The organism is Aquimarina algicola, from assembly GCF_006443095.1.
Classification (GTDB): domain Bacteria; phylum Bacteroidota; class Bacteroidia; order Flavobacteriales; family Flavobacteriaceae; genus Aquimarina; species Aquimarina algicola.
On record NZ_VFWZ01000003.1, the window covers coordinates 30905 to 42418 of the forward strand.

The following is an 11514-nucleotide window of genomic DNA, read 5'->3' on the forward strand; positions in this document are numbered from 1 at the left end:
TGCATTATAAAAGTTTTTATATGAAAAGTAACGCTGTAAAAAAGCTATGCTTTTAGGATTAGAAATAAGTAGAATTTTTTAATTTACTAATTACTTTTGTTCAGGGAATTTGTCAAATTTAAAAATTTGGAGACTTTCTAAAAACGCACGAATCTTTCTTTTATAAACGACTCGTGCTATTTTTTGTAAACGTAGTCAGCAACTACAATTATTCTGTTTTTTATTTATCTCCATTGAATAAAAAAGAGCTTTTCATTGATTTTTTAATTCCGTCATAAACTAATTCTAAAACTTTTTCTTCAGTAATTTCCTCAAGATTATCAAAAAGAAATAGTTCGTTGCTAATACTGTTTTTATCTATCGAGTTATTGTAATAACAGGCATATATTTTACCATTGTTTATTTGAAAAAAATTAATTTCAAAACCTTTTTCAAATTTTTCAGAATTCGGAACTATTGTCTGACCAGCTCGTAAGCTAACTTGAGTTTTATTCTCGTCAGAATTCACGTATAAATTATTTACAAAGAAGTCATTTTCGTTAATTAATTGCTCACGGACTTTATTTAGAGTTGATTTCACAACATCAAATTTATTTTCATTCCATTTTTTAAACCTTTCGTTCATTCGATTATGAGCGTTTAAATACTCTTTTGAAAGTTCCACTATTTGATCAATTCCATTCATATTTGTTAAGTTTGATTTTTGTTATTATTAATGGTCTAGTGTATGAAACGTAGCGTAAAAAAGACACTAACTTTTCGGATTAACACAGAGCTGAATTTTTCTATTTTATTTTTAATTTTCTCTTTTAAAAGCCAAATATAAAATTTGGCGGTCTTTGCAAATAAGTACAAACCTATTGGTTAACATTTATTAACAATATTTTATAGGGCACCGTGTTGTATACTGCCTTTTTTATTGATTATAATATCCGCCAACACCTAATGGTGCCCAAAAGCTGTATTTTACAAACCTATATCTTCTTTTTTCTTCGGGAATTTCTCTGACTCCATTAGCCATTAAAGAAGGCGTAAATGTTTTGTTACTCATATACGCTATCGTATTCTCGAAAATATGAATCATATTTGGCACAATTACCGCTAAAAACTCAGTTATTGATTGCCTTTCCATTTTTGCTCCTTTATGTTTCAATTCAAAAGATGGCATTAAAACGTCCGAATTCTTTTGAAGTTCAAAGTCAAACACATTAACTATTTCTAATCTATGGTCAAAAGCGTTTCGAAATGCTCTGATACGTTTCATAAATGAAAGTGTTGAGTTCAGAAATTTTGAAAAAGGGTCTTCCTCGGTGTATTTGGTTTTTATTTTCTCATAAAAGTTAGGGAAATGAGATTGTTTAGTTAAACCTAAATCAATAAAGAAAATAGTAATGATTTCCATCAATATCTGCTCACAATGGTCAGCTTTTTGAAAAATTGTTTTACATCTAGTTTCAATATCTCCAAATGATGGTATTGAATATGAAACAGACTTATTTCTATTTGCCTCATATTCATCACAAAGCTGTTTTTCTTTTTCTATAAAACTTGAAATTTCCTTGTCAAGTATTGCAAGTTCTGGAAGTATTTCTAATGATAGAGTTAGAGCTTTGTTTACATCAATTTCTTTAGAAAATAGTTCAGTTTTGAATAGTGTTTTGGCAGTCAAAAAGACTCTTGAGACTAATTCAGATTCTGAACCTTGATTTATTATGAGCTTATGTATATTATTCGGAAGGTTAATATTGGTTCGCTCAGGGTCAATTTCGTCTGCCATCATAAATTCATAAATGGACTTTTCTTTGATTACAATAAGTCTTTCACCAATTTTAGTCATTTCAATAATTGCACCATCCTCTTTCGTCCCGATATCAGCCATTCCAGCTGATTCTCGTTTTCTATCGATTGGTCTTTTATCTTTCATTTAATAAATAGTGTTTTTCCAAGGTTGTGTACAATGACGATATATAAGTACCTCTTTTCAATTAAACATTTTTACATAAATAATTGTTTGTAAAAATCAACAATCTTTCTTTATGATTTTTACGGATTTCCACATTTAGGGGATTTTTGTTTTCTTTTTATCTACTACTTATTATCTTAATTGGATAAGTTTAAAAAAACATTAGAAGTATATGTGTTTAAATTGATTTCTTTAAGCTTATGAGTTTGTATCTATCATCCAATAAATCACACTTTCTTTAGTCTCATTATCCATCTGCTCATAGAATTTGATATACGACTTATTGATACAAACCTCTCTAATTTGTATCGCAAAATCTGGCATTGTATCTACATATTTGATATGATATTTCCAATCTTTCCCAGTTGCTTTATGATACTCCAGTAAAGTATCTTCAATTCCCATATTTTTCATTAGTTCCTTTGTCTTTTGCAAAAATATGGGAAATGAATATGACTATCAATACCTACATAGTTAAGTCCCAATACTCTTTAGTATGGGTAAGGAATATCCTTTATTTTCATCCCTATCATTTTTTCAACTTCCTTTTTATCAATATCGCTTAAACTTTCTCTCCACTCTGAATAGGTGTCTTGAATGTTCATATGATTCTCAATATCGGGCAATCCATTGACAAGTTTTGGATATACAATTCCTCTGTTGTCAATAAAACTTCCAACAGAATCCAAAAGAATAAAATCGGTATTTCTTTCGTTCCAATCAACATATTCTTTCGCTGCCTTTATCGGATCATCTAAATGTATCGATTGCTTATTCCCTTGCGACTTTGAATCATCAAGTCCTACTATAAAAAGTGTATCATTTTCTGGGTCATAAACTTCTATTTGTTGCAAGTCGGCATCAATTTCAGGCAACACAAGCATATATCCTCTGTAATGCTCCAGGACATATACTGTCCGATTCGTGGATTTTGTAATGATCTTCTCCATGTTCTGATCATCAGAAAATTCTATCCATACTTTTTGTATGATATCATCTTTCAATTCCGCATATACGGGATACGTTCCATCGCCATATCCTAAAATAAATGTTACCCCGGCATGTTTTGAATTCTCAAATACAAATTGACCATATGATTTTTTAGAGTTCATTTTACACATTCCATCAAAAGAAAAATCACCTTCTTTAATATGCGGTTCGGGGTCAATTCCTGAATCTATAAATTCTTCTAATTCCATAAGCTCTTGTGGTGTCTTTTTATATTTGGGAATCACATCGTTATATCCTCCCGGAAATTGATTTACTTTTTTGTGATAGGATTTTATTTTTCCATTGTAAGAAAACTGCCAAAGGGATTGATCTTTAGTATGTTTGAATATGGTATGATTTGAATACCGATCTACATCATCTGTTTTAAAATGATTATTGATAAAACAAGGATCACAAATCATCAACTGTCCGCTATCAGCCCTTACAAATCCTATTTTTTTTATTTCTGTTTTCATTTGTTTTTTGATTTAAAAATTAAACTATTTTTTACGTATTAGTTCCCACAAATTCCTTCGCATTCCTGAATGAGTTCGGGAAACATTTCTAATTGTTTTGCTGCATGTTTTTTCCCTTTTAGCAGCTCTACAATGACTTCTTTAAGCGGTTTTCGGGATTCATGCAGAAAACATTCATCTTGAATGCCCGGATAATGTCTTATTTTTTCGTCTAGCACGACCGCAGCATCAAAACTGTCCCGTTCATGTTCGTAAATCCAAAGCCAATACTTATCAGAATGATACGGACAGATCACGCAACTGGAACGGATAGGAACGGGAAGCTTTTTTGCTTTAAAATTTTGAATGCAGTCAATTCTTCGGATTCGTTTTTCGATCAATGGGAATCTATGGGTAATCCATTTGACATTAGCCTTTTTCATCCGTTCCATTTCTTCATAACTAATCCCTAGCCATAGCGACACTTTTTTGGCTTCAGGGAGTAGGGTGCGAATGTGTTTTCTAATGGGTCGAATTTTATAATCCCACGTACATTGACGCTTTAAAATTCCTTTCTTTCCTGTTTTTGGATTTTTAACGAACAATGGGATTCCGGAAGGTCTTTTACGTTCTTTATCTACATATGCTATCATATCACGATAAATATTCCCTTTAGAAATGACCTCAATGGTAAAGTTATATTCTCTGCTCACATACCCAATTAACCATTCAAGATAAGTATATACCCCTTTGGGTTCATTTCCGGTATCAGAAAAAATCGCATGTGTGGGTACTTCTCCAAATTCTCCTTCCAGTCCACGTAATAAGAGGTCAGTAGATTGCATGCCTGCTCCTAATGATATAATATGTTCCATAAATTAAGCTGGATTAAAAAGACTGTTGTTATTTCGGCTCTTGAGTCACCGGATCATGATAGAGGGTATAGTCGCAAATCATTTTAATGATGGCTGCGTTACGGTCTTTATATTTTAGCTTCCCTTTAAAATCCCTTTCATGCAATAGCATGCGTACTTTTTTCCCTTCTTCCTGATCGATATAGCGTTTACAGGCGCGTATAAACGCAGCTCTACTGCATCCCATTACCTTTCGTTGTCTCATATTGACATAGACAAAAAAGCTCTTTTGGATTTTATATTCATCCTCTGTAATCTTTCCTGCTGCATAGGCACGGGTAGACAGATCATATTGCTCATCCACGATAAGCTGTGCGATCCTGACCATTTGGTATTTAGGGATACGATCCCGATATCGGGTCACATCGTCAACCTGATGATGCAATCGTAACCAGGTACAGTTTTGCCATTCAGAAGTTGTAATCTTAGCCACCGATTGATGGGTAAGCAATACATCAATCCCTTTGTGACGCACGGTACACAATGCCCCAATCATCGATTGCCCTTTTGCCCCTGCCATATAATGATCAATGTCATCAAGTACGATCATTCCATTTTTAAAATGCTTTAGGATTTTATCCACTACCTCCCGTTTTTCATTGTCATCCATTGCCGATCCATCGGGATTAAAGGGGCGAATACGTCGGCAGGCGACTGCGGTCAGTGCTTTGATATAATTTGGATTGACCGTTTTAAATTCAGGGTAATCATCATCATTGGTATCAAAGGCTAATACCTTTCTTCCTTTCTTTCCGTATAGCGGATTATCTAGTAAGTAGCGTTGGATTTCCTTTTTATTGCGATAGGTTTTACCTACTCCCGTTTCCCCACATACTAGCATAATCATGGGTTGCCTTTCCAAATCTTCTTGGGGATAGGTAATCTTTTTTCTTCCTTTTGTTTGCTGTTTTGTTGCCATAGGGGATTAAGGGTTTAGTTCTTCGTCTACTTCTTCAATAAGTGCTTCTACTTCTTCAGGGAGAGATTGCTTGTCCGCTTCGGTGGGATGGTCTTGCTGCTCTGTATACAACTCAAATCCTTCCCCATAGTCATCCACTTCTTCTGAAGGTTGGGGCTGGTCTGTGGTTTCCGGTTCGGGGTCGTTTTTTTCTTCTCGGATAATATCCAATATCCGATCCACCAATAAGTCATTTTCTGCGCGTACTTCCATCACGGTTTGGGTCTTTTTTAGTCCAATCGAGATGATTGCGCCCATAAGCTGCTGCTCTGGGGTCAGCTTCTTTGCTTTCTTTTTGAGTACAGATACAATAATGGGTTTTAAAAGTGCCTTGTCTTCCTTATCCAGTTTGATCCGGTTGACATTTTTCTCGTTTTGTTGGTCAATGAGCTGAACCACTTCGTCATAATCATAAAAGTCCTTATGCTTTTTAATTTTCACGAAATACCCACCGCCAATCGCTAAAAAATTGTTACTCATTCCCAAAATCGTGTCCGCAGCTTGTTTGGCACTGGCAGTAGGCAGTTCAAATGGTGGTTCTTCGGTTTTGTCTTTGGGTTGGTCAGTATCCCCTGTATGTTGCTCTGCTTGCCCAATGGGTTGTTCGGGAGCATCTTCCGGTAGGGTATCTTCCGGTGACGCAGTAGGTGGGGATTGTGCTTCTATCTCTTGTTGTTTTGTAGCAGGTTTTGGTTTCCAAGGATTCCAATTGTTTGTATCCCTCTGGTTATTCCCCCCAATATCCTTTTCAATAACCGCCTTATTTAACGGGCTGTATTCTTCGGATTGTGGGCGTTCAAAATGGATCGTCTCCTGATCTTGTGACAACACCTTGACCACTTCTTTTTCTATATCTTTCATTGCTTTTTATTCTTGTAGTTTGGCGATAAACTGTAGCGTGTTTTCTTCTAGGTTTGTATAGGTTTCAATAAAATCCCGATACATCTTGGGCAGTTCCAATACTTCTTTACAGCTATTGTAATGATAGATCACTGCCCGTTTAGACTGCCCATAGGCTTTACCGATTTGTGCATAACTTTTATTGGTGTATTTTTTAATGAGGTGGTAGGCAGCCATCCTCGCATCGGCATAGGCTTTATTTTCCTCTACCGGCTCTTGTTCAACCTCAAAAAGTCGTTCACTTTCAGAGATCACAAACTGCATGATCAAATCACTATAGGTCTTTTTAGTTACCGGGTGTGTGCCTGCTGAATGCAACACCTGTACAATGGATAAGGTCTTTTGCATTCCAAACCGTTGGATCAACAGATCTACCCCACGTTGTATATCGGCATAATTAATTTTAGTTCCATCCTTATCCATATTACGATGGGTTTAAACGTTGAATAGTGTCCGTTTGGGTTGCCTTTATGATCATCGCCTCCTTGATGCTGATCTTGCGTAACGATGTGCCTAGCGGTATAAGATCATATACAGGTAAGGTATCATTGGCACATGTGAGTTTATATTTCCCTATGATAAGGGTGTGGCAGCTCAGGGGGTGTTGCATCCCCATCGCCACAAGCTCTTGTTTCCATATCTTATGTGTCCATCCGATATGCAGGAGTGCTTTACAAATCTGAATATCAGTATTGGCTTTGGCAGCTACTTTTTGAACAAGGTGTTCCCTAATCGCTTTTTCTATGGAGATGTCAAGGGCTTTGAGTGCCTGGTAACAATGATGATGAATATCATTATTTTTTAGATGCTTTTCATAATCTTCTAATTGTGTCCTAAAGACTCGTATTTTCTCCCGGATATGTACCGGGAGGGTTGAAGGGTATAAGCATTTTTTTCCTTTGATAAATTCGCTGTAACGGATATGTGTATATTCCATAATAACTGTTCGTTTTAATTGCCCGTATACGTAGGGCAAGTGTGATGATTGATGATGATGATTGATGTAGTGAATAGAAACAGGCTATTTCTTTTTATAGATGCTATAGAGATAGAACCAAAAAGCGCTGCGTTTAACAATAAAACGCCCTACTTCCTGATAGTTTTTTACTTCGCCTTTCCATCCCATTTCCCGAAGTTCAGACCTCCCGATGTTTTCGATCCTTCCCATATCAAAGAGTTCTTGTACGATGGTTTCATTAGTGGATACTTTTGATTTCAGTTTTTTCTTCATCTCCGGCTTTAGAAAAGGCGACTTTACTAATTCCTGAATTCTATCGTTATTTTCCAACTGATCTTCGTATTGTTCTTCGATATTGCCCAAAATCTCATAGTCCAGCTCTTTTATTTGATCTAACAAATCTTGTCGGTCAGCATCCTGTATAGCATCTTGTAATTCGTGTAATTGCCAAAATATGTCAATTTTATCCTGTAAAGGTTTAGGAAGCGCTGTCTTTTTGATCTTGTTGGTTTCCAAAAACCTCTGAAATTTTACTTTCTTCATGTTGTTCGTTTTTTGATGAATGTGTGTTCTAGGATGCAGGGGCAAGGGATGCTACCATTTTAGCATCCAATACTTTTTCAATCTGATTGGATAGCTCGGCAGTCAATACAGAAGTTAGCGCTACCATTCCCAATGTTTTTAATAATTCTGCACCTTTAGGCACTTGCACCCTGAATTTGTCTGCCTTTTCGTTTCTTCCTATGTTGTAGAATACAAGGGCTTCTGCCATTCCAATAGCTAGTCCTGCTGATGTAGTAATCCAAAATTTTTGTTTTGCGGTCATCTTTTTGTTTTTAGGGGTTATTCCTGTTCTAGTTTTTCTTCGATTTTTTCAAAATTCTCCTTGATGGCTTTTTGATCTCTGTCAATGTTTCTAAGGGAAGTCATTTTAAAATTCTTCAACAGATCACGATGTACTTTCATCAATAGCTTTTTTGTATTGCGCTGTGTCTCCAGATCATCTTTGAGTTTTGGGGGGATAAGTTTCCCTAACCCTACAATGTGCCTTCTGATTTTCTCATATCGGGTTGGGGGTGGCTTTTGGGGAAGTAATTTTCTTCGTTCCGCCCGATATGCTTTGAGTTGCCTATCACACAGCTTTAACTTTTCATTCATGGGAAGGACATCTTCCTTTGTCGTTTTCGCGTTTGTGGTTTTCTTCTCCTTGGTTGTCTTTTTTGTGTTGTTTGTTTTTTTCTTTTTAGGGTTAGAAGTTTCGGTTTTGGGTGTTTCCGGCTCTTCGCACGGAGATGCATCCGTATTGCCTGTGATGGCTTGTGGAGATTCTTCTTTTACAATTTCATAGAGCGCATCCATACTGTCCTGAAGGCTTTCTATAAAAAAGGCTTGATCTTCTGCACGTTTGTATTCTAAGCTTATTTCCTGAATTTGTTTTTTGATTTCAGGATCATCAATTTTTTCTACATCTAGTTTTAAAAATTCTTTAATCGATATCATAGGTATTGGGTTTTTATGCGCTTTGGCGGTTTCGTTTTTTTCTTTTTAATCGGATCGCAATAAGGGCAATCTCTTTTTCCTTTTTGATTTTCAGGATTTTGATTTGTGCATTGGTTAGCGGTTGTGCTTTGGTGCTCTCCTTTTTCGTTTTCTGAGGTTTTGTCTTCTCTACTTGAATGGCAAATCGGTTGGTCAAGCTGATAATCCCCTCGGATTCTACGGGTACTTTTAGGTCATCTTCCCCGATGGCATAGACGTTAACTCCTTCCTTGAACTTTTCGAGTGCTTCTTGTTTTGAAAGGTATTGCCATTCCATTTGCTTGGCATTCGAATGGGTAGTAGTGACTGCTTCACCGGAGTAGATTGCATATAGCAATGCGTCTGCTTGTTCTGCTTTCGCATTAGGAATTGTAAAATTTTTAGACGCGTTTTTAATCTGTTCATGGGCTTCTTTCGGGTCGAGTTCACTCCCGATGTATTGCACAATTTCAGCCTGATTTTTGATCTTGATCTTTGCAAGGTCTTTCAGGGTTAAATCTTTGGTTTTATACATATTTTATAGTTTATGATCGATGGCAAATTGTTGTGTATATAGGGTGGCAAGCCCTGAGAAAAAAGCATTGGCTTGCTCTTGGTCTGCGTAATGGATAGAACAATGTTGTGGTGTTCCATCCAGCTCAAAACACTCATATCGGTAACATTGTACAGGTCGGTCTATATCACTGATATCAATGGTCGTCCAACGTAAGATTAGCGTATCGTTATGCTCCTTTGAGGTCATGATCTTAAAATCCCTGCAATGTTCACGACAATCGTTTTGGATCGCTATTGCTCTGTCCATCATAGTGGCAATCACTTTTTTAGAAATGTTAGCTTGTTTTTCTGTGGTCTTTTTTGTTTTCATGGTGTTAGATTTTGAGTATACCGGGTGATGATTCTTGTCACTTCCTTGATTGCGGTATTCATGCTATAACTCTGCTCGAAGACAAACCCATTCGCCCCTGTAGCTTGCACAAATTGTTTTCCCACGTTTTTTTTCGAACTCCCCAGACCATAAGGAATAATTAGTCCAAAGTAATTGCTTAAGGCAATCAGGGCTTTAAACCCTCGATAACGATAATACCTTGGATCGCTACTCAACAGTAATAAGGCATTCAGGTTTAACGGGTCTTCAAAACGTTTTACCCGAACAATGCCTATGGTGTATTTTTGATTGAAATGGGTTTCAAAAATGATATTCACTCCTATGGCAATGCCCCGTGATTCCATAAAATCTGTTAGTTCGGCACAGGCTAAACCAACGTATAGCAGTTGATCTCCGTTTACATGAGCATTTGCCCCTGCGGTGATGTATAGTTGAAGGGCAGGAAAAGCGGTCGCTTTATCCTTAATTTGAGCATACACATCTTTAATAATCGTCGTTTTATTACCCCTGTCCAGTTCGATGTTCATTTGATTGATATGCTTTTGTATCGGGGGGGTTGCCAATGTCGGTTGCAGCCTGTATAATCCCATCGAAGCCCTATCAAAAGAAAATACACCTAATCCCTTATCGTTATACTCCATTTTGGGTTTAGGAAGAATCTTATCTTTCGCAACTTTTAAGTAGTGTTCTAATTGTTTTCTTATTTTGGGTCGGATGACTTCCAACAGCGGCATCCCTAAAAAATAATCATGAGTGATCAGATCATCGATACTTTTAGGGGATGGCGATCCGTACCAGCTAGTTTGCCCTTGTATTTCTTGTAATGTCCGAGCATCAAGGTATTGAAACGCTTTGCGATTCCCGGTACTTAGCTGTTGTATCTGATCGTCCACAAAATCGTGAAAGTCCGTACTACTATCAAAAGTTGTATAGTATGCTGTTCCTTTTGGTAAGGAAATGGTATGTGATAAAGGACGTCTCATACCGTTAACAATCCGTTTCTTCGTTTGTATTCTTCTATAAACGACTGTTTCATTTCCACCCCTTTATAGCGGTTCAGGAATTCTTCTACATTCGATTCTTCTTTTACATATGCTGCCTTGTCAGGGTGCATGGTTAGAAAATAACTATCGATACTGTCTTTGAGGGTTTTTCCATTCCGCACCGGGCGTACTGCTTTCCCCATAGGGTCTTTAACCCCTGTTTGTCGTAACATTTCTAACTCATATACCCGTTGAAAGTTGACCATTGTCCGCAGGGTCATAATATCTTCCATTTCATTGGCATTTTTGTCTTTGCCTTCATAGGTCAAAATGGTATTGCGAATGTTTATACAGGCATCGACAAGGTGCGGATAGATCAATGACCGTTCAAGGGATTCATTAAAACCAATCTCATAGCTACTCCCACTAAAGCGGTCTAACAAAGAGCTGTCTTGCTTATTGTTTCCTATATAGGTGCTGCTGATCGCTTTACCAAATACATTTCCAGTGGCAATGCATCCAAAGTCAGGATGCTTTTCCACAGGTTCGTTTAATCCGTTAAAGATGATTGCCCCTTCTTTGGCGCTTTTTGCCAGTGGGTCATTCAATAGCCCTGCGGTGTTCGGGTCGAGTTTGGGCATTTCGTCAATAATTAGGATTTTACCCTCCCGCCATGCTTCAATAAGCCCACCTTCTTTATAGCCGGTGATGGTTTGCCCTCCTTTGATATCAATAGGAGAGGTATACTGATTGCAGGTGATGATGATAAAAGGCAATGCTTTTTTGTCGTTTTCCCTTCTTCCGAAGTGGGCATAAGCAGCTTTTTCTGCCAAGGTTGTTTTTCCTGTTCCGGCAATGCCTTTTAAAAAGACGTTATTGCCCACCCGCAAATCATCAAGGATTTTCATAAAACTTGGGATTTGATCGATTTCAGGAATATCTAAAGTTTCTGTATAGGTTTTCATGAC

General features: G+C 37.1%; 16 protein-coding genes. All 16 read right to left on the reverse strand.

Going from position 1 to position 11514, the window contains the following annotated elements; translation table 11 throughout:
• Positions 1-220: 220 nt before the first annotated feature.
• The gene (locus FHK87_RS10980) at positions 221-685 is read right to left on the reverse strand and encodes a hypothetical protein (protein WP_140592779.1); all 465 of its coding nucleotides are present in this window, start codon (positions 683-685) and stop codon (positions 221-223) included.
• A gap of 231 nt (positions 686-916) precedes the next feature.
• Positions 917-1924: a hypothetical protein gene (locus tag FHK87_RS10985; RefSeq protein ID WP_140592780.1), complete on the reverse strand. Its 1008-nt coding sequence runs from the start codon at positions 1922-1924 to the stop codon at positions 917-919.
• A gap of 237 nt (positions 1925-2161) precedes the next feature.
• A complete protein-coding gene (locus FHK87_RS10990; RefSeq protein WP_140592781.1) occupies positions 2162-2377 on the reverse strand; it encodes a hypothetical protein in 216 nt (71 codons plus the stop codon).
• A gap of 77 nt (positions 2378-2454) precedes the next feature.
• Positions 2455-3429, reverse strand: coding sequence for a hypothetical protein (locus FHK87_RS10995; protein ID WP_140592782.1), 975 nt, complete (start codon positions 3427-3429; stop codon positions 2455-2457).
• Positions 3430-3467: 38 nt separating this feature from the next.
• Positions 3468-4283 carry a hypothetical protein gene (locus tag FHK87_RS11000; protein WP_140592783.1) on the reverse strand — a complete coding sequence of 272 codons (816 nt, stop codon included), beginning with the start codon at positions 4281-4283 and terminating at the stop codon, positions 3468-3470.
• A gap of 28 nt (positions 4284-4311) precedes the next feature.
• Positions 4312-5241, reverse strand: coding sequence for a TniB family NTP-binding protein (locus tag FHK87_RS11005; RefSeq protein ID WP_226294202.1), 930 nt, complete (start codon positions 5239-5241; stop codon positions 4312-4314).
• A 6-nt stretch (positions 5242-5247) separates the two neighbouring features.
• Positions 5248-6141, reverse strand: a complete 894-nt coding sequence (locus tag FHK87_RS11010) for a hypothetical protein (RefSeq protein WP_140592784.1) — start codon at positions 6139-6141, stop codon at positions 5248-5250.
• A gap of 6 nt (positions 6142-6147) precedes the next feature.
• On the reverse strand, positions 6148-6603 hold the full coding sequence (locus FHK87_RS11015; RefSeq protein ID WP_140592785.1) for a hypothetical protein: 456 nt from the start codon (positions 6601-6603) through the stop codon (positions 6148-6150).
• A gap of 1 nt (position 6604) precedes the next feature.
• Positions 6605-7117, reverse strand: coding sequence for a hypothetical protein (locus FHK87_RS11020; protein ID WP_140592786.1), 513 nt, complete (start codon positions 7115-7117; stop codon positions 6605-6607).
• A gap of 84 nt (positions 7118-7201) precedes the next feature.
• Positions 7202-7681: a hypothetical protein gene (locus tag FHK87_RS11025; protein ID WP_140592787.1), complete on the reverse strand. Its 480-nt coding sequence runs from the start codon at positions 7679-7681 to the stop codon at positions 7202-7204.
• Between the two features lie 28 nt (positions 7682-7709).
• Complete coding sequence (locus tag FHK87_RS11030; protein WP_140592788.1) at positions 7710-7964, reverse strand: hypothetical protein; 255 nt, start codon at positions 7962-7964, stop codon at positions 7710-7712.
• A gap of 17 nt (positions 7965-7981) precedes the next feature.
• Positions 7982-8638, reverse strand: coding sequence for a hypothetical protein (locus FHK87_RS11035; RefSeq protein ID WP_140592789.1), 657 nt, complete (start codon positions 8636-8638; stop codon positions 7982-7984).
• Between the two features lie 13 nt (positions 8639-8651).
• Positions 8652-9191, reverse strand: a complete 540-nt coding sequence (locus FHK87_RS11040) for a hypothetical protein (RefSeq protein ID WP_140592790.1) — start codon at positions 9189-9191, stop codon at positions 8652-8654.
• A 3-nt stretch (positions 9192-9194) separates the two neighbouring features.
• The gene (locus tag FHK87_RS11045) at positions 9195-9542 is read right to left on the reverse strand and encodes a hypothetical protein (RefSeq protein ID WP_140592791.1); all 348 of its coding nucleotides are present in this window, start codon (positions 9540-9542) and stop codon (positions 9195-9197) included.
• Positions 9539-10546, reverse strand: a complete 1008-nt coding sequence (locus FHK87_RS11050; protein ID WP_140592792.1) for a DUF7192 family protein — start codon at positions 10544-10546, stop codon at positions 9539-9541. The genes FHK87_RS11045 and FHK87_RS11050 overlap by 4 nt, the downstream gene beginning before the upstream one ends.
• The gene (locus tag FHK87_RS11055) at positions 10543-11511 is read right to left on the reverse strand and encodes an AAA family ATPase (RefSeq protein WP_140592793.1); all 969 of its coding nucleotides are present in this window, start codon (positions 11509-11511) and stop codon (positions 10543-10545) included. Before FHK87_RS11055 ends, FHK87_RS11050 begins: the two co-directional genes overlap by 4 nt.
• Between the last annotated feature and the right edge of the window lie 3 nt (positions 11512-11514).